19 protein-coding genes are annotated in these 16920 nt (G+C 67.4%); 9 read left to right on the top strand and 10 right to left on the bottom strand.

Annotated features, from left to right (window positions below):
• The first annotated feature begins 471 nt into the window (after positions 1–471).
• Positions 472–1167 carry a hydrolase gene (locus AC1RU4_RS00570; protein WP_492889035.1) on the top strand — a complete coding sequence of 232 codons (696 nt, stop codon included), beginning with the start codon at positions 472–474 and terminating at the stop codon, positions 1165–1167.
• A gap of 76 nt (positions 1168–1243) precedes the next feature.
• On the opposite strand, the gene AC1RU4_RS00565 is transcribed toward AC1RU4_RS00570, so the two are convergent.
• Positions 1244–2149, bottom strand: a complete 906-nt coding sequence (locus tag AC1RU4_RS00565) for a LysR family transcriptional regulator (RefSeq protein ID WP_492889034.1) — start codon at positions 2147–2149, stop codon at positions 1244–1246.
• A gap of 87 nt (positions 2150–2236) precedes the next feature.
• Between AC1RU4_RS00565 and AC1RU4_RS00560 the strand changes: the two genes are divergently transcribed.
• From AC1RU4_RS00560 to AC1RU4_RS00530, 7 genes are all read left to right on the top strand, one after another.
• The gene (locus tag AC1RU4_RS00560) at positions 2237–3220 is read left to right on the top strand and encodes an LLM class oxidoreductase (protein WP_492889033.1); all 984 of its coding nucleotides are present in this window, start codon (positions 2237–2239) and stop codon (positions 3218–3220) included.
• Between the two features lie 20 nt (positions 3221–3240).
• A complete protein-coding gene (locus AC1RU4_RS00555; protein ID WP_492889032.1) occupies positions 3241–4065 on the top strand; it encodes an aldo/keto reductase in 825 nt (274 codons plus the stop codon).
• 10 nt (positions 4066–4075) lie between these two features.
• Positions 4076–5284, top strand: a complete 1209-nt coding sequence (locus AC1RU4_RS00550; protein ID WP_492889031.1) for an MFS transporter — start codon at positions 4076–4078, stop codon at positions 5282–5284.
• A 33-nt stretch (positions 5285–5317) separates the two neighbouring features.
• The gene (locus AC1RU4_RS00545; RefSeq protein ID WP_492889030.1) at positions 5318–5644 is read left to right on the top strand and encodes a MoaF-related domain-containing protein; all 327 of its coding nucleotides are present in this window, start codon (positions 5318–5320) and stop codon (positions 5642–5644) included.
• 17 nt (positions 5645–5661) lie between these two features.
• A complete protein-coding gene (locus AC1RU4_RS00540) occupies positions 5662–6435 on the top strand; it encodes an SDR family NAD(P)-dependent oxidoreductase (RefSeq protein WP_492889389.1) in 774 nt (257 codons plus the stop codon).
• 8 nt (positions 6436–6443) lie between these two features.
• Positions 6444–6875, top strand: a complete 432-nt coding sequence (locus AC1RU4_RS00535) for a PPC domain-containing DNA-binding protein (RefSeq protein WP_492889029.1) — start codon at positions 6444–6446, stop codon at positions 6873–6875.
• A 67-nt stretch (positions 6876–6942) separates the two neighbouring features.
• Complete coding sequence (locus AC1RU4_RS00530) at positions 6943–7086, top strand: hypothetical protein (protein WP_492889028.1); 144 nt, start codon at positions 6943–6945, stop codon at positions 7084–7086.
• A gap of 13 nt (positions 7087–7099) precedes the next feature.
• On the opposite strand, the gene AC1RU4_RS00525 is transcribed toward AC1RU4_RS00530, so the two are convergent.
• The 3 genes from AC1RU4_RS00525 to AC1RU4_RS00515 all read right to left on the bottom strand — a co-directional run bounded on the left by AC1RU4_RS00525 (position 7100) and on the right by AC1RU4_RS00515 (position 9774).
• Entirely contained in the window at positions 7100–7438 is a 339-nt protein-coding gene (locus AC1RU4_RS00525) for a 4Fe-4S dicluster-binding protein (protein WP_492889027.1), read from the bottom strand.
• Complete coding sequence (locus AC1RU4_RS00520; protein ID WP_492889026.1) at positions 7435–9024, bottom strand: FAD-dependent oxidoreductase; 1590 nt, start codon at positions 9022–9024, stop codon at positions 7435–7437. The genes AC1RU4_RS00525 and AC1RU4_RS00520 overlap by 4 nt, the downstream gene beginning before the upstream one ends.
• A gap of 339 nt (positions 9025–9363) precedes the next feature.
• The gene (locus AC1RU4_RS00515; protein WP_492889025.1) at positions 9364–9774 is read right to left on the bottom strand and encodes a carboxymuconolactone decarboxylase family protein; all 411 of its coding nucleotides are present in this window, start codon (positions 9772–9774) and stop codon (positions 9364–9366) included.
• A 127-nt stretch (positions 9775–9901) separates the two neighbouring features.
• On the opposite strand from AC1RU4_RS00515, the gene AC1RU4_RS00510 reads away from it, so the two are divergent.
• The gene (locus AC1RU4_RS00510) at positions 9902–11146 is read left to right on the top strand and encodes an MFS transporter (protein ID WP_492889024.1); all 1245 of its coding nucleotides are present in this window, start codon (positions 9902–9904) and stop codon (positions 11144–11146) included.
• A 36-nt stretch (positions 11147–11182) separates the two neighbouring features.
• On the opposite strand, the gene AC1RU4_RS00505 is transcribed toward AC1RU4_RS00510, so the two are convergent.
• The 6 genes from AC1RU4_RS00505 to AC1RU4_RS00480 all read right to left on the bottom strand — a co-directional run bounded on the left by AC1RU4_RS00505 (position 11183) and on the right by AC1RU4_RS00480 (position 16795).
• Positions 11183–11992, bottom strand: coding sequence for an ABC transporter ATP-binding protein (locus AC1RU4_RS00505; protein WP_492889023.1), 810 nt, complete (start codon positions 11990–11992; stop codon positions 11183–11185).
• Positions 11977–12789 carry an ABC transporter permease gene (locus AC1RU4_RS00500; protein WP_492889022.1) on the bottom strand — a complete coding sequence of 271 codons (813 nt, stop codon included), beginning with the start codon at positions 12787–12789 and terminating at the stop codon, positions 11977–11979. The genes AC1RU4_RS00505 and AC1RU4_RS00500 overlap by 16 nt, the downstream gene beginning before the upstream one ends.
• Before the next feature lie 4 nt (positions 12790–12793).
• Positions 12794–13654, bottom strand: a complete 861-nt coding sequence (locus tag AC1RU4_RS00495; protein WP_492889021.1) for an ABC transporter permease — start codon at positions 13652–13654, stop codon at positions 12794–12796.
• Between the two features lie 29 nt (positions 13655–13683).
• Complete coding sequence (locus tag AC1RU4_RS00490; protein WP_492889020.1) at positions 13684–14010, bottom strand: 4Fe-4S binding protein; 327 nt, start codon at positions 14008–14010, stop codon at positions 13684–13686.
• Entirely contained in the window at positions 14007–15635 is a 1629-nt protein-coding gene (locus tag AC1RU4_RS00485; RefSeq protein WP_492889018.1) for an FAD-dependent oxidoreductase, read from the bottom strand. Before AC1RU4_RS00485 ends, AC1RU4_RS00490 begins: the two co-directional genes overlap by 4 nt.
• An 80-nt stretch (positions 15636–15715) precedes the next feature.
• Positions 15716–16795 carry an ABC transporter substrate-binding protein gene (locus AC1RU4_RS00480; RefSeq protein WP_492889017.1) on the bottom strand — a complete coding sequence of 360 codons (1080 nt, stop codon included), beginning with the start codon at positions 16793–16795 and terminating at the stop codon, positions 15716–15718.
• Positions 16796–16920: the final 125 nt, after the last annotated feature.

The following is a 16920-nucleotide window of genomic DNA, read 5'->3' as shown; positions in this document are numbered from 1 at the left end:
TCCCCGTCGAGATGAAGCCTGCCCTGTCGATGCTGACGCATCGGCGAGCTCTTCGGCGTTGGGGTCTGCGCCCCCGAACAGGAAGGGGTAGCGTAAGGGACGCTACGTCATCGCGCCACTCAGGGAATATCTGTTGGCGGCGGCTGTCGATCAGGTTCAACTTGGGATTCTGGCTTTGGCAACCAAGTCAAACGTCCATCCAGCAAGAGAGAGCGCGCGTAAAACACCAAATTCAGGGCGAAATGGCCGTTATTTTTAATCAACTCAATGTATAGACTGACTATACGCGCGGTTCGCGATCTCCCGACAGCTTCCGCCTGAGGATTTCCGATAGCCCTACATGCGCTATTACGATCCGGATATCGGCCATCCGAGAGCGGCGATATCCAAAGCGGCGTGATAATTGACAAGACGCGCGCTTCATTTAGCTGAATCTTTCGTGGATGGGCAGGGCTCCAGCGACAGCTGCCGGTGTCCGCAGGTGAAGACGCCTGGGGCCAAGTCCGACTTCCCCAAACTCTTTTTGCCAGGCTCCCAATGACCAAGCCATCACCGCTCCTCACTCCCTCTGACAGCGCGCTCCTGCTCGTCGATCCGCAAGCGGGCCTCGCCTTCGGCGTCGGTTCGAGCGATCGCCAGACTCTGCTGAACAATCTCGTGGCCCTCGCCCGTACGGCAGCCGTATTTTCCGTCCCGACCGTGGTTACGACCTCGGCGACCAGGGTTTACAGCGGGCCGGTCATGCCCCAGATCGCCGCGGCCCTGCCGGGCGTGACGCCGATCGACCGGCGCAGCATGAACGCCTGGGAGGACGAGGCGGCCCGCAGCGCCATCATCGCCACCGGCCGGCCAAAGCTGATCATCGCGGGCCTGTTGACCGAAGCCTGCGTGTCGTTCCCAGCCCTCGACGCGCTTGTCGAAGGCCATGACGTGCATGTCGTCGGCGACGCCTGCGGTGGGTTGACGGCCGCAAGCCATGACCTCGCGCTGCGCCGAATGGAGACCGCCGGTGCCACCCTGACGTCCTGGATCCAGGTGCTGCTCGAATTCCAGCGGGACTGGACGCGCAAGGAGACCTATGAGGGGGCTCGCTCCATCGTCGTCGATCACGGCGGCGGCTACGGCATCGGCCTCGCCTATGCCCGGGAGATGATCCATCCGGCGTGAATTGTGAGCGTGCTTCAACGGCGTCGGATGGCCGCAAGCTGTCCGATATCCCTGGCCCGTCGCCATCGCGCTGCGGTTACGCCTCGACCAGGAAATGCTGAAGCCGCGGGCTGACAAAATCGAGGAAGACGCGAACGCGCTGCGGCAACTGGAGTCCGCCGAGATATAGCGCGTGAATCTCCTCCTCATCGCCCTCGACCGCATCTGACAGGACTTCCACCAAACGGCCGGCGGCGATATCGGCGCGGGCGTGGTAGTCGCCGAGACGTGCCAGCCCAACACCAGCGAGAGCCATCCGACGGACCGTCTCGCCATTATTGGCGAGGAGCGAGCCGTTCACCGTACGATCGACGGTGCGGCCGCTTTCCTTGAGCGGCCAGACGGGCGCGGCCCGGCGAAAGTTGAAGCCGAGACAATTGTGCCGCGCGAGATCGTCGATTGTCCGAGGTATGCCGTGGCGCGCGAGATAGCTCGGCGCAGCGACGATCTTGCGGCGGGCGACTCCAATGCGCCGGGCCATCATGGTCGAGTCCTGAAGGGTCCCGACGCGAAAGGCGACATCTGTGCGATCCAGATAGAGATCAACGATCTCGTCCGACAGCGACAGATCGACGACGATATGGGGGTGCGCCTGCCAGAAGGCGGGAAGCAGAGGCTCCAACCCGAGAACCCCGAAAGCGACGGAAGCATTCACGCGAACGATGCCGCCGGCACTCGCCGCGCCCATCGACAGGTTGCGCTCCACATCATCGAGCTCGGCAAGCAGCGCAAGGCTTCGTTCGTAGTAAATCTGACCCTCGGCGGTCAGCGAGAGACGGCGCGTCGAGCGTTTGAGCAAGCGGACGCCGAGACGGGTCTCGATCCGGCCGATCATCTTGCTGACCGTCGAAGGGGTCATGCGCATCAGGCGTGCGGCCTCGGAGAAATTGCCGGCCTCCACCACCCTCAAGAACACCTGCATCTCGCCGGCGCGGTTGTCCATCTCATCCCCAATCTATGAACTCGTTTCACAGATAATGTGGAAAGCGAGCGGATTATCAAGCGCACCTGCGCGGCCTACCTTCCGGGCATGTCAAAGATTTCAGCACTCGATCTCATCAGAAAGCCCGGCCGCTTGACGGTCGGGATCGAATTTCCGCTCGATAATGACTGGTCTCCCAACGGCGAGACCCGCCGTGTCGCCGACGGTCGCCCGCACGGTGTTCCGGACCTCTCGGCACATGCCGGCCTCATACGGAAGATCGACAGCCTGGGCTTTGCGGCACTTTGGGTGCGCGATGTCCCCGTCTTCGATGCCGTGAACATGGGCGATGCCGGTTCCGTCTACGATGTCTTCGCGTTTCTGGGATATCTCGCAGGCATCACCCGCAACGTCGCGCTCGGCACTGCCGCCGTGGTTCTGCCCATCCGCCATCCGCTGATGACGGCGAAGGCGGCGGCCTCGATCGACGCCCTTTCAGGCGGACGGTTGATCCTTGGCGTGGCGAGCGGCGACCGTCCCGTCGAATATCCCCTGCTCGGCCTCGACTTCGACAGCCGCGGGAAGGCGTTCCGCGAGGCGGTCGGCTATCTCCGCGCGGCCTGGCAGGAAGGCGGCCTGCCTGTGGAGGGACGGCGTGTGCCGTCGCTCGATCTCCTGCCCCGACCGGCACAGGCAGGCATTCCGCTCATCGTCGCCGGCCGCGCCCAGCAGGACGAGGCGTGGCTCAAGGAGACCATGGATGGGCGCTTCGTCTATCCCGGCAACGTCGATCGGCTGATCGCGCAGGCAAGCGATTGGGCGAACGCGACCGGCGGCATGCGCCCCTTCATCAGCGCGTTCCATCTCGATCTCCTCGACGATCCAGACGCCCCCGGCCAACCGATCCGCTTCGGCGCGCGAACCGGGCGCAAGGCGCTGATCGAGCATTTCCGCGCGCTTCGGCGAGGTGGCGTCGACCATATGGCGATCAATCTCCGGCAATCGACGAGGCCGCTTGGCGAGGTGATCGAGGAACTGGCGTCGGAGGTGATTCCGGCGCTCGACGACAACAAGGCGGCACGGGCTGCGTGACACCCCCAGGAGACATATCGATGCAAATTGTGAAGGCGCACGGCGCCGAAATCCCCGCCCTCGGCTTCGGCGTGTTCCGGATGTCGGACGCGGAAGTGGAGCGCGTCGTTCCCGCCGCGCTCGAAGCCGGCTTCACCCATTTCGATACCGCGCAGATTTACGGAAACGAGGCAGCGCTCGGCCAGGCCTTGCAGGCCGCCGGCGCGCGGCGCGAGGATCTGTTCCTGACCACGAAGGTCTGGGTCGACAACTACAGCCCCAACAAGTTCGCCGCCTCGGTCGACGAGAGCCTCGACAAGCTGAAGGTCGATCAGGTCGACCTGCTCCTGCTGCATTGGCCGGCCGACAAGGTCGCCATCGCCGATCAGATCGAGAGGCTCGATGCCGTGCAGGCGGCCGGGAAGACCCGCTTCATCGGCGTCAGCAACCAGAACATCGCCCAGCTCAGGCAGTCGATCTCATCGAGCAAGGTCCCGATCGTCACCAACCAGATCGAATTGCACCCCTATCTCGACCAAAGCGCGATGGCCGATGCCGCCCGGGCAGCCGGCGTCGCGATCACCGCCTATTACGGCATGGCCGACGGCGCGGTGCCGCGCGATCCGCTGCTTCAGCGGATCGGCAGCACATATGGCAAGAGCGCCACGCAGGTCGGGCTGCGCTGGTTGATCCAGCAGGGCTTCATCGCGCTATCCAAAACCGCCAAGCCCGAGCGCGTGGCCGAGAATTTCGCCGTCTTCGATTTCGCTCTCAGCGACGAGGATATGGCGGCGATCGGCAAGCTGGCCCGCCCCGACGGCCGGCTCGTCAGCCCTCCCGGCCTGGCACCCGCCTGGGACGCATGAGGAACCGGACATGACCATCGCAACGTCCCGTATCCAGCCCGGACAGGGCGATGCGGCCGGTATCAACTGGCCGCTTCTCGCCCTTGCCGTAGGCGCCTTCGGCATCGGCACGACCGAGTTCGCGCCGATGGGGCTTCTCCCCGTCATCGCCGAGGGCGTGAACGTCTCGATCCCGACCGCCGGCCTGCTCGTCAGCGCCTACGCGATCGGCGTCATGATCGGCGCCCCGGTGATGACGCTCGCCTTCAGCCGGTTCGGAAAGCGCACCGCGCTGATGCTGCTGATGGGCATCTTCACCATCGGCAATCTCCTGTCGGCCCTGTCGCCCGACTATTGGACGCTCCTGGCCGCGCGCCTCGTCACCAGCCTCAATCACGGCGCCTTCTTCGGACTCGGCTCGATCGTTGCCGCGAGCGTGGTGCCCAAGGAGAAGCAGGCGAGCGCCGTCGCGACCATGTTCATGGGGTTGACGATCGCCAATATCGGCGGCGTGCCGGCCGCGACCTGGATCGGCCAGCAGATCGGCTGGCGCATGGCGTTTGCGGGCACGGCAGGATTGGGGCTCCTCGCCATCACGGCGCTGTGGCTCGCCTTGCCGAGGGGCGAAGCCGGCAAGATGCCGGACGTCGCGCGCGAGCTGCGCGTCCTGACACGCCCCGCCGTGCTGCTCGCCATGGCGACGACGGTGATGGGTGCCGGCGCGATGTTCACGCTCTACACCTATGTCGCACCGACGCTGGCGGAACTGACCGGCGCGTCGGAGGGCTTCGTCACGCTCGCGCTCGTGCTGATCGGCGTCGGCTTCACCATCGGCAACGGGCTTGGCGGCCGGCTCGCCGACTGGTCGCTGGATGGCGCGACCAAGATCTTCCTGGGTGCGCTCGCGCTCATCATGCTGGCGCTGCCCTTCGTGCTGTCCAGCCATGTCGGAGCCGCGATCGGGCTGGTCGTCTGGGGAGCTGCGGCTTTCGCCATCGTGCCTCCGGTCCAGATGCGGGTGATGCAGGCGGCCTCGGAGGCGCCGGGTCTCGCCTCGTCGATCAATGTCGGCGCCTTCAACCTCGGCAATGCCCTCGGCGCGGCCGTCGGCGGCGGGGTGATCAGCCTCGGCCTCGGCTATGCGGCCGTGCCGGTCGCGGGCGGGCTGCTGGCCGCGGCAGGCCTGGCCCTGGTCTGGCTCGGACGCGCCCGCCCGGCGCTCCAGACATGTGAAGTGTGACGCCGGGCTCTTACAGGAACAGGGACGAACGACATGTCATTCCCTTTGGCGGGACAACGCTTTGAAGTCGACTACGGCGATCTCGCCGCCACCAACGCCTATGCCGGAGAGGGCCGCTCGCTGACCTACGAGATCACGAGCGGTGCGCTCGCCGGCAACACCGCGACCGTCGACTTTGAGTGGCGCCATCTTTTCGGCGGCACCTACGCGATCTCCTGGCAGGAGGCTGACGGTTCGACTGTCGTTCACATCGACGATTTCGAAGGCGGCCGCTCTCTGGCCTTCTTCACGACACCCGATGGTCAGTTCTTCCGCCTGGAAGGCAGCCTGAAGCCGGTGGAATTCGTCCAACAGGATTGAGGAGACGGCCCATGGATCTGCAACTCGCCGGCAAGACCGCGCTCGTCACCGGCGCGACCGCCGGCATCGGCTTGGCGATCGCCCGCTCACTCGCCGCGGAAGGCGCGAAAATTGTCATTTGCGGCCGCTCGCAGGCCAATCTCGATGCCGCCGCCACCGATATCGGCGGCAGTGTCCACACCGTGCTCGCCGACCCGGCCAGCGCGGAAGGCGCGGCAGCGCTGATTGCCGCTGTTCCGCAGGTCGATATCCTCGTCAACAATCTTGGCATCTACGAATCCAAGGCATTCGGCGAGATCACCGACGAGGACTGGCGCCGCTTCTTCGAGATCAACGTGCTGAGCGGCGCCCGCCTCGCGCGGCACTACCTGCCGGGCATGCTGGCGCGAGATTGGGGGCGGATCATCTTCATCTCCAGCGAAAGCGCGGTGCTGGTGCCACCGAACATGATCCACTACGGCATGACCAAGACGGCGCAGCTCGCCATCTCGCGTGGGCTGGCAGCAACGACCAAGGGCACGCGCGTCACCGTCAATTCCGTGCTGCCCGGCACGACACGCTCGGCGGGCATCGAGGACTTCCTGCGCAGCGTCGCCAGCGACCCGAACCTTCCCGCCGGCGAGATGGAGCGGGAGTATTTCGCCAAGGAGCGCCCGAGCTCGCTGATCCAGCGGATGATCGAGCCCGAGGAGGTTGCCAGCCTCGTCGCCTATCTGGCGAGCCCGCTCTCGGCAGCGACGAACGGCGCCGCCCTGCGCGTCGATGGCGGCATCACGCCGACCATCGTTTGAGGCCCGCCATGTCCGAACGCACCCGTTACATTCCGACGCCGACCGGATTCCTCATGGTCCTGCGTCAGGGTGACGACCTCTTTGCCAGGCTGGAGGCACTGATGCGCGACGAGGCGATCCCGTCCGCCTCCGTCAGCGGCTTCGGTTTCGCCAGCCGTGTGACCTTCGGCTTCTTCGATTATGAGAAGCAGGAATACAGGTCGAAGACGATGCATGACCTGGAGCTGACGAACCTCGCCGGCACCCTGGCCTGGAAGGACGGCGAGCCATCCATCCATGCCCACGGCACCGCCGGCGACCCAAGCTTTCGGACCTTCGGCGGCCACCTGCTGGCCCTGGAGGTTGGACGCGGGTCGCTCGAGATCAGCATCATGGTGAGCCCGACCCGCCTGGAGCGCGCCGTCGATCCCGGCATCGGCGCGAACGTGCTCCAGCTCTGAGATGGCAACGCCCCTTCGGTCCTCATCCAGTTTGGAGTTCGTTCTGGCTCCACAAGAGGGCCGGGACATGAAACGCAGCCGCTTCCTGCGCGAGGAACACGCCACCGCGGTGAAGGCGACAGGCATCGCGCTCGGCTTCCTTGATGTGTCGTCCTTGGTCTTCGCGGTAGAGGCGCCCCACCTCCCCGCCGAAATCCGGGCCCGGCGTTGAGCCGACTCTCCGGCTACGGCTGGACCTTCCGGTCCTCGAACATGCGGTAGCTGGTGTCTTCGTGGGTGCCCCGCGGCTTGGCGCGGTCCCAGCCCATCTGCTGGCGGAAGCTGCCGAGGAGGCCACGGGCGACCAGGTCCGTCTCGGAGACGGGCTCATCGCGGTCGCGCAGCGGCGAGACATAGAGCGCGTCGACGGGACAATAGAGTTCGCACAGGAAGCAGGTCTGGCAATCCTCCTTGCGCGCGATGACGGGAATCGCCTTCTCGACCGCGTCGAACACATTGTCGGGGCAGGCCTTGACGCAGAGGTTGCACGCGATGCAGCGGGCTTCGGAGATGAGCTCGATCATTCGGCCGCCACACCTTCGATCACCGCCGCGCGGCTGGGACCGGAATGCTGCGCCCAGACGTGCCCGAGGCCCCCGGATTGGATGCGGCGGGGCGGATCATCCGTCGCTCCGGCGGCGTCCTCGCGGCGGTGGATGCCGCGGCTCTCGGGGCGAAGCTGCGCGCTCGCGACGATCCAGCGCGCGGTGGCGACCATCGCCGCGGCCTCCCCTGCTCGCCCGGCGCCCGGCGACTGCGGATCGAGGCCCCGCACCGCATCCCAGAGGCTATCGAGCCGCTCGGCCGAGGAGGCCAGCCGCGCGCTGGTGCGGTAGAAGTTGCGATCGAGCGGAAGCATCTCCTGCTGCACGCCACGAATGATCTCGGATATTTCCGCAGCGCCGTGCGATCCGCCGACCGCGCCGAAGGCGCCATCCGCAGGCAGGGTATGACGGGTTCCGGCATGCCGACCGAGACTCCGGGCGAAACGTGCCGCCGCCCGTCCCGACCAGACCCCTGTAGCCATGGCCCAGGACGCATTGGGGCCGCCGCCGCCCGATGTCGCCCCGCTCAGCGGTTCGCGCGCGGCGGCATCACCGGCGGCGAACAGGCCGGGCACGTCGCTCGCCCCCTCGTCGTCGATCAATATGCCGCCGACACCGCGCACCGTTCCCTCGTAGAGCAGCGTGACCTCGAAACGCTGTGTAAATGGATCGATGCCTTGACGGTCGAAGGGAAGGAATATGTTGGGCTGCCCACGGCGCATGCCCTCGCGCAGCCGCTCGGGCGCCTTGTCGAGCACCGCATAGACCGGCCCGTTGGCGAGATGACGCGCCACGAGTTCCTGGCGATCCCCGGCAGCCTCGATCGCCCGGCCTTCGGCGTCGAAGAAGCTGGCCCAGAAATACACGATGCCCTTGGTCACGGAAGAACCCAGGGGCGCGATGCCGTACTGGCCGGTAAAATCCATCCCGGAGAATCGGGCGCCGATCCCCGCCGCCATCAGGTAGCCGTCGCCGGTGAGATTGTTGGTCCCGAGCGCACCGCTCAGAAAGGCGCACCCTCCGGATGCGATCACGACAGCGCCGGCGCGCAGCGCCCAAGGTTCGCGGGAGCGCCGCCGCCAGCCGGTGACGCCGGCCGCCGCTCCGTCATGCGTTACCAAGGCATCGGCCGGGCTGTGGTCGAGGATCGTCACCCCGGACATCAAAAGCCGCCGGCGCAGGAAGTACAGATAGTCGACGCCGCGCATCGAGCCGCGGAACAGCTCGCCCTTGTCGGTGACCGGGAACCCGTATCCCCAATCGGTCAACCGGTCGAGCTGGCGATGCGTCTCGTCGAGCACGCGGTCCACTGCGGCTTCTTCGACGAGACCGCCCCCCCGTGCGCGGCGGCGATCCACCGCCTCGCGATGCGACACCGAGCCAGGGGCGACGTCGATAATCGTGGTGTTGCCGGCGGCGGTGGCGCCGGAGGTGCCGACATAGCCCTTGTCGATCAGCACCACGCGCTGGCCCTGCTCGGCAGCGGTGAGCGCCGCCCAGCAGCCGGCCGGCCCGCCCCCGACCACCAGCACGTCCGCTGAAAGGCGAATGTCGGTTGTTGCCATGGTCGCACTCCAAAATTATATAAATAAGATAGATAATATAGATTATTGGCGTCAACCACTTATTGCCAAGCGCTGCCGGGTGCTACATGAACGTCGCCGGGCCTGGAAACTGGCCAGCCCCATCCGGCCCGACGCCGGTTACGGCCTATCGGTGCACGACGTCGAGGACATGATGAGGCAGTCGACCACGGCCCGACGCCGCCCATGAAAATCCTCGACCGAACACCGACGCGACCAGGCCGCACAAGTGGCGAGGGCGATTCGCCGAAGCGGAGCCAGCGAGGACATCCAGGGCCATGCGAGGTGGAAGGCGGATGTCGCGGGAGAGCGATGCCTGCCTCAGTCCCCGACCAGGAACGCCTCGTCCACCGGCACCTGGAGCGCGGTGACGAGCGCGTTGGTCTGGGCCGCCATGCCGATGATCGCCGTCAGGTGATGATGCTGCGCGTCGGTCATGCCTTTCGCCCGCGCCGCGGCGGTATGCGAATGGATGCAGTACGAGCAGCCATTGGCGGTGGAGACGGCGATATAGATCAGCTCGCGGGTCAGCGGGTCCAATGGCCCCTCGGCCACCATGATCGCCTTCAGGCTCTCCCATGTGCGTTTCAGCGCCGCGGGATCATTGGCGAGCGCGCGCCAGAAATTGTTGATGAAGTTGGACTTCCGGGTCGCCCGGATGTCGTCGAAGATCGCCTTGACGGCGGCATTGCCCTCCGCCTCGCCGTCGCTCCACAACCGGACCGTCGTCATCTCGTCGCCTCCCCTGTCCTGGATTGCCGCGTAGGGCTCATCCGCGCGCGCCGTTCGCACCGCCTGCCGGAGCAGCCTCCCCGCTCGGCACGGCCCGCGATGGTGAGCATACGAATGGAACGATCGCATGCGTGACGAAGGGCCGACAACGCCCGCTCCTTCCAGCCGCCTCTTCATTGTCTATGCCATCGGCCAGGCGGTCTCCTCCACAGGCACCTGGATGCAGCGCATGGCGATCGGCTGGCTCGCATGGGACCTGACCCAGTCGGTGGCCTGGATCGGCGCGATCGCGCTGACCGAACTCGTCGCCGCGTTGTGGGTGGCACCGCTGGCCGGCGTCATCACCGACCGCAGCAATCCTTTCCGGCTCAACCTCCTCTTCCAGGCCTGCGGCGTTGCCGTTGCGCTGGCGTTCTTCAGCGTCACCGCCGCGGAAGCGATGACGATCGAGCTGCTCTGGCTGCTCGCGCTGGCGGACGCCAGCTGGCAGGGGTTGAGCCAGCCGGTGCGAGCCGTCGCCGTCGGCCTGCTGGCGGACCGACGTCACATGGCGCGCGCGGTCGCGACCAACTCCATCGCCTTCAACGTGGCTCGCGCCGTCGGCCCGGCATTGGCGGGGCTCGTCATCGCCCATGCCGGCACGGCGGCGGTGTTCATTGCCGCCGGCGCGGCCTTCGGCATCATGGTCCTGGTGCTCCTCCACCTTCGCGCCCCCATGGACCGACCCGGCACGGTGACCGGACGCAGTGTCCTGCAGGATCTCGTCGGCGGCTATCGCTACATCGCCGGGACGCCGGCGGTGGCGACGGTATTCCTGCTCGCCGTGACGTTCTCGCTGCTCGGCCGCCCGTTCACCGAACTGTTCCCGGCGATCGCCGGCGACATGCTCGGCGGCGGACCGGGCGTGCTCTCGATGCTGATGAGCATGCAGGGCATCGGCGCCCTCGTCGGCGGCACATGGATGCTGCGCCGCCGCTCGATCGATGCGCTGGTGACGATCACCTATATCGCCGGCATCGGCATGGCCGGCGCGCTCGTCGCCTTCTGCCTCGTGCATGACAGGACGCTGGCGCTCGGCCTGATCGCGCTGGCCGGCCTCTGCCACGTCATGTGCAACATCGGCATGCAATCGCTGGCGCAGCTCTTCTCCGATGCGATGTTCCGGGGCCGCACCATGGCGCTCTATAGCCTGATCTTCCGCACGGGACCGGCGGCCAGCGCCGCGATGATCGGTACCGGCGCCACCTGGCTCGGCCTGCCGCTACTGATCGGACTCACGGCGGCGCTTTGCGCGGCGGCCCTGCTGGCCATCGGCCTGTCCCGGCGCGCGGTGTTCTCGGACGGCCCGCCCGAAGCCCGGCGCGGCGCCTAGCATCCCCGGCATGTTCCCGCCCACGGCGGATGCAGGCTAGGCTGCATGCTTGTGGCGGGTGAGCAGATCGAGAATGTCCTGCTTCACCTCGACAAAGGAGCGGTCGGCTCGCGGGCGCGGCCGCGCACCCGCGATATCGAAGATCTGCCGCACGCGGCCCGGACGCGGATCCATGACCACGACGCGGTCGGAAAGGAACACCGCCTCCTCGACATCATGCGTCACCATCACCATGGCGATGCCCTCATGCTCCCAGAGCCGCAGCAGCTCCTCCTGAAGATAGCCCCGCGTCAGCGAGTCGAGCGCGCCGAGCGGCTCGTCGAGCAGGAGGAGGCGCGGACGCGGTGCGAGCGCGCGGGCGATGGCGGCGCGCTGCGACATGCCGCCGGACAGCTGGTGCGGAAGCGCCTTCTCGAAGCCGGCGAGACCGACAAGGCGAAGGAGCTCCGCTACGCGGGCGCGCTTCTCCGGCTCGGCACCCGGTACGCTGTTGAGGCTGAGCAGCACATTCGCCTCGACGCTCAGCCAGGGGAGCAGGCGATGGTCCTGGAAGACGATGCCGCGGCTGAGGCTGGGCTTCACCACGTGCTGTCCGTCGACCGCCACGGTGCCGATGTCGGGCGTGTCGAGCCCGGCGATGAGGCGCAGCAAGGTCGACTTGCCGCAGCCGCTCGGCCCCACCAGGCTGACGAACTCACCCGGACGCACGACGAGCGACACGTCCTGCAGGGCCTGCACCGTGCCGCCATCGACCGCGAAACTCTTGGAGACGTTCCGAATGTCGATGTCGCTGCGATGCGGCTCGGCGGCGTCAGCCGCGCGCGGCGCCTCTAGTGTCTGGACCATGGCAGGACCCTCCTTGAAAGCAGCACGACGGTGCGGTCGAGCGCCAGCCCGACCAGCGCCAGCGAGACGATGCCGACAATGACCTGGTCCATCCGCGCATATTCGCGCGCGACGGCGAGATAGGCGCCGAGCCCGTCGCCCATGCCGTTGATATAGCCGGTGCCGATCAGGTACTCGGCGCCGAAAGTACCGAGCCAAGCGATGTTGAGCGACAGTTCCAGCCCCGCCAGAAGCGCCGGCGTGGCGGCCGGAAGGATGATGCGACGGATGGTGGTCAGCCGGTCGAGCTCGAGCACCCGCCCGATTTCGCGATAGGGAACCGGCACGTTGTAGCAGCCCGCCTCCGCCGCCAGCACCATGGGAAAGAAGGCGCCGAGCGCGATCAGCGTGATCTTCATCGCCTCGCCATTGCCGAACCAAGCGCTGAGCAGCGGGATCCAGGCGAAGAGCGCGATCTGGCGGGCGCTGTTGATGGTCGGATCGCCGATGCGGCGGGCGATGCCGGACAGGCCGAGCAGCGTGCCGACGAGAAAGCCCGCCGTTATGCCGATGGCGGCGCCGGCCAGAGCGCGCGTGAGCGTCGCCGCCAGCGCCATTGGCACCGCGCCGGAGGCGTAATCCTCCACCGCGGTCCTGAGCACCACCAGCGGCGGGCTGAGGAGCTCGGCATTGACGAGGCCGGCGGCGCTGACCGCCGCCCAGAGGGCGACCAGCCCGATGGGCAGGAGCGCGCCGCGCCAGACGAGACCGAAGCGGCTGAATGTCGAGCGGGTGGAAGCGGGAGCGGGGGAACTCACGGTCTCACCACGCGCTGTCAAAGGACCAGCGCGTGGTCCGGTTCTGCAGCTTGAGCAGACCATGATCGAGCGCCCAGCCGACGAGGCCGATGACAATCATGGTGGCGAAAACCACATCGAGCTGGAACGACTTGCGACCCCACATCATGAGGTAGCCGATGCCCGCCGCCGAGGCGAGCATCTCCACGAGGATGAGGGCCTTCCACCCCTTGCTCAGCGACAGGCGGAAGCCGGTGGCGATGGCCGGCAACACCGAGGGCAGCACGATATAGCTCAGCCGGGCACGGCGATTGAGCTCCAGCGTCCGGGCCACGTCGTCATATTTGGCGGGCAGGGACCGGATCGCCTCGAACACGCCGACCATCAGCGGCAGGAAGGCGGTCTTGGCGATCAGCACGATCTTCAGCGTCTCGCCGATGCCGAATATCAGCATGAAGAAGGGCAGCCAGCCGAGCGAGGGCACGAGGAAAAAAGCCCGCACGGTCGGGGCGGCATAGACTTCCAGCGTGCGCGACAGGCCGAAGGCGACTCCCACCGCGAGACCGGCAAGGGCGCCGAGCAGCACGCCGACAGCGACCCGGACGAGGCTGACGCCGAGCTCATGCGCCAGCTGGCCTGAGGCGAGGAGATCGATCCCCGTCTGCCAGACAAGGCCGGGCGCCGGCAGGATCTGCGGAGCCAGCCATTCCTGACGGACGGCGATGGACCAGATGAGAATGAGGGTCGCCGGCAGCGACAGGCCGAGCAGGACCGTCCCGGCGAAGCGCCCGCTTCGCTGCCAGGCGCGGTTGACGACACGGGACGCATCCCAACCGGCGAGGCTCGGCGTCAGTCCCTGCGAACGCTGGATTCCGATATCGGACATGGACGGTCTCCTCCGACGAGCGGCGCGGCCTAAAGAAAGGCACGCAATTGGAAGGTGGGGTCGTTGTCGGCGCCGGCAGCCTTGCCGCGCCGCCAGCCGAGTGCGCGGGCATAGCTGCCGAACAGGCCGCGCGCGGCGACCTCCGCCTCGCCGATGCCGGTCGGGGCCTCGGCGTTCGGGGCGACGAACAGGGCGTCGACCGGGCAGTAGATCTCGCACAGGAAGCAGGTCTGGCAGTCCTGCTGGCGGGCGATGACGGGCACCCGACCCGGCCCGCCGTCGAACACATTTGCCGGACAGGCCTTCACGCAGATATCACAGGCGATGCAGCGCTCCTCGGAAACCACTTCGATCATGGCAGCGCCACCTGCTGCGTCTCGGCCGTCCCGACGGCACGGTCGAACCCCACATCGATCGCGTCGAGCCCCGAAGTCCTGATGCGGTGGCCGAAGGCCGGATCGAGGCCGGGCGCGTCGCTGCGCCGGTGCAGTCCCCGGCTCTCGTTGCGGAAAAAGGCGCTGGCCAGCGCCCAGCGCGAGGTGGCCAACAATGCCCCGGCCTCACGCGTACGGATCGCCGCCCCGCCCTCCCCGGCCAGACGGGAGCGCGCATCGCGCCACAGCCCGTCGAGGCGGACCAGGCTGCGCGTCAGTCTGGGACCGGAGCGGAAGAAGCTGCGATCGATGGAAAGCATCTCGTCACGCACCGCCGCCACCACATCCGCGCTCGCATCGGCCTCGACACCGGCGCTGCCGGCGACAAGGCCGATGCCGCCCAGGCGGCGCAATGCGCGTCCCTCGCGCCGGTGCGAGCTGCCGGCGAAACGCGCCGCGGCGGTGCCGGCCCAGCGACCGGAGGCGATGGCCCAGGAGGCATTCGGTCCGCCGCCGCCCGAGATCGCGCCGGTCATGTCCTCGCGGCTCGCGGCGTCGCCGGCGGCGTAGAGCCCCGGCACGCCGGTCCAGCCGCTCTCGTCGGCGAGGCGGATGCCGCCGACCCCGCGCACGGTGCCCTCGCAGCGCAGCGTCACCTCGAAGCGCTGGGTGAACGGGTCGAGGCCGATGCGGTCGAAGGGCAGGAAGCAATTGGGTTGCCCGCGTCGCAACCAGTCCTGGATTTCCGGGCCGGCCTTGTCGAGGCTGGCGAAAACCGGGCCGCGCAAGAGGCCCTGTGCCACCGCGATATGCCGGTCGCCAGCGGTCATGTCGAGCGGATGGCCGTCGGCATCGAAGAAGCTGGCCCAGCGATAGATCAGGCCCTTGTTGAGCGAGGTGCCGGCGGGGGCGACGCCGTACTGGTTGCAGAACTCCATGCCCGACAGGCTGGCGCCCGCCTCCGCCGCCATGAGATAGCCGTCGCCGGTGAGGCCGGTCGCGCCGAGCATGCGCTCGCCGAAGGCGCAGCCGCCGGTCGCCAGCACGACGGCGCCTGCGCTCACCTGCCACGGCCGGTCATTCTGCCGGTCCCAGCCGGCAGCCCCGGCAATGCCGTCGCCGCCGTCCAGCAGCTCCAGCGCCGGATGATGGTCGAGCACGGTGACGCCGCGCTTCAGCGCGAGGCGGCGCATGTAGCGCATGTAATCGGGGCCGCGCAGATTGGCGATATAGAGCTGGCCATCGGATTGCCGGGGAAAGGGATAACCGTCCTCCCCGAGCGCGCGCAGCGCCTCATAGGCGGTGTCGAGCATGCGCAGCATGACATGCGGGTCGGCGAGCCCGAAGGCGCGGGCGGCGCGGCGCTCGACCTGTGCGGCGCGCGCCTCGCCCGGCGGCACGCACCATGTGCCGGTATTCGACGGCGCCGTGGCGCCGCTGGTGCCGAAATAGCCCTTGTCGGCCAGAACCACCCGCCGCCCCCGCTCGGCGGCGGTCACGGCGGCCCATGCACCCGCCGGCCCGCCGCCGAGCACAAGCACATCCGCTTCGAGTTCGAGCGGCGCGGTTCGATCAGCCGACCTTCGGCGCGGCAAGGCGTGAGACATGGAATACGTCCGGCATTGTTGTCTTCCTGGCAGGCGGAGGCGCGTCCGGCTGTGCTCCGTGCGCGCCCCCGCCGATGCGGTCAGCTCTGCGGCTCGCCCTTGGCATTGCGCGCCGTCCAGACCTTCTCCACCCCAAGCTCCTTGATCGCGGCGTTCAGATAGGTCGGGTCGACCCACTGATTGACGTCGAACGTCGTCTTGATGAGCTTGTTCTCGAGCGCGAAAGTCACGCCGTTGGTGATGTTGGTCCTGTAGAAGTCGTCCAGCAGCGGGCTCAGCCGGTCGGCAAGCTTGTCGCCGGCGAAATCCTTGCTGAGCGCGTCGCGCGGAACGCCGGTCAGCGCCCAGATATCGAGCACGGCGTCGCGGTTCTTCTCGTCGGAGGCGAAAGCGGCGGCTTCGACGAAGGCCTTCACCACCCGCTTGGTCGTCTCGGGATATTTGCCGGCGAACGCCTCGGTGACGATGAAGGAGCCGAACAGGCTGCCGGGCGCCGGGCTGCCCTTGGTGGAATAGACCGTCTTCACCGTGCCCTTCTCGACCAGCGGCAGGAGATTGTTGCCTCCGAGCACCGCATCGACGTCGCCGGTGGTGACGGCGGCGACCTGGTCGGCCGATTGCAGGTCGAAGATGGTGACGTCCTTCTCGGTCAGGCCGCCCTGGGCGAGGACCCGGTTGAGCGCCAGTTCGTTGATCGTGCCGCGCGAGACCGCGATCTTCTTGCCCTTCAGATCGGCGATCTTCTCGACGCCCCGGTCGGGGCGCGCCACGAGATAGGAGGGGTTGGTGCCGTAGGAGGCCAGCACCTTGGTCTTCAGGCCGGCGCCGCGCCCCACGATGTTGGGCAGCCCGCCGTAATTGGCGAAATCGGCCTGATCGTTCGCCAGCGCCTCGTTGATCGCCGGGCCGGTGCCGCGCGGGAACTGCCACTCGATCTTCACGCCGTCCTTGGCGAATTCCTTCTCGAGATATTCCTTGGCGCGCACGACGCCGATCACCGCCGAACCATAGGGCTTGCCCGCGGCATTGCCCTGCCCGGCGAGCCGGATCACCTGTGGCGGGGTCTCCGCGCGGGCGGGGAACGCGGCGAGCGCGACGAAGGAAGCGGCGGCAGCTGCCAGCAGGAGGCGGCCGGATGTCCAGGAAAAGCGATGCGACATGATGGAATTCCGATGGGATGAAAGCCTCAGGGAGCACCGGGCGATATCCCCGGCGACAGCTTCCCAGTTCGAAGCATGCCGCTATCGTGGCTCGAAATCGTCTAATGTCAATAAATTCTATCGAT

Source organism: Ancylobacter sp. GW821-FHT10E12 (assembly GCF_058809335.1).
Note: the sequence above shows the minus strand (reverse complement) of the source record. Positions and strands in the feature narration are given on the sequence as shown.

Bases quoted from the DNA above. Each gene is read 5' to 3' on its own strand.
- AC1RU4_RS00565 (WP_492889034.1), bottom strand. From the start codon at position 2,149: ATGGACAACCGCGCCGGCGAGATGCAGGTGTTCTTGAGGGTGGTGGAG.
- AC1RU4_RS00560 (WP_492889033.1), top strand. From the start codon at position 2,237: ATGTCAAAGATTTCAGCACTCGATCTCATCAGAAAGCCCGGCCGCTTG.
- AC1RU4_RS00555 (WP_492889032.1), top strand. From the start codon at position 3,241: ATGCAAATTGTGAAGGCGCACGGCGCCGAAATCCCCGCCCTCGGCTTC.
- AC1RU4_RS00550 (WP_492889031.1), top strand. From the start codon at position 4,076: ATGACCATCGCAACGTCCCGTATCCAGCCCGGACAGGGCGATGCGGCC.
- AC1RU4_RS00545 (WP_492889030.1), top strand. From the start codon at position 5,318: ATGTCATTCCCTTTGGCGGGACAACGCTTTGAAGTCGACTACGGCGAT.
- AC1RU4_RS00535 (WP_492889029.1), top strand. From the start codon at position 6,444: ATGTCCGAACGCACCCGTTACATTCCGACGCCGACCGGATTCCTCATG.
- AC1RU4_RS00530 (WP_492889028.1), top strand. From the start codon at position 6,943: ATGAAACGCAGCCGCTTCCTGCGCGAGGAACACGCCACCGCGGTGAAG.
- AC1RU4_RS00525 (WP_492889027.1), bottom strand. From the start codon at position 7,438: ATGATCGAGCTCATCTCCGAAGCCCGCTGCATCGCGTGCAACCTCTGC.
- AC1RU4_RS00520 (WP_492889026.1), bottom strand. From the start codon at position 9,024: ATGGCAACAACCGACATTCGCCTTTCAGCGGACGTGCTGGTGGTCGGG.
- AC1RU4_RS00515 (WP_492889025.1), bottom strand. From the start codon at position 9,774: ATGACGACGGTCCGGTTGTGGAGCGACGGCGAGGCGGAGGGCAATGCC.
- AC1RU4_RS00510 (WP_492889024.1), top strand. From the start codon at position 9,902: ATGCGTGACGAAGGGCCGACAACGCCCGCTCCTTCCAGCCGCCTCTTC.
- AC1RU4_RS00505 (WP_492889023.1), bottom strand. From the start codon at position 11,992: ATGGTCCAGACACTAGAGGCGCCGCGCGCGGCTGACGCCGCCGAGCCG.
- AC1RU4_RS00495 (WP_492889021.1), bottom strand. From the start codon at position 13,654: ATGTCCGATATCGGAATCCAGCGTTCGCAGGGACTGACGCCGAGCCTC.
- AC1RU4_RS00490 (WP_492889020.1), bottom strand. From the start codon at position 14,010: ATGATCGAAGTGGTTTCCGAGGAGCGCTGCATCGCCTGTGATATCTGC.
- AC1RU4_RS00485 (WP_492889018.1), bottom strand. From the start codon at position 15,635: ATGTCTCACGCCTTGCCGCGCCGAAGGTCGGCTGATCGAACCGCGCCG.
- AC1RU4_RS00480 (WP_492889017.1), bottom strand. From the start codon at position 16,795: ATGTCGCATCGCTTTTCCTGGACATCCGGCCGCCTCCTGCTGGCAGCT.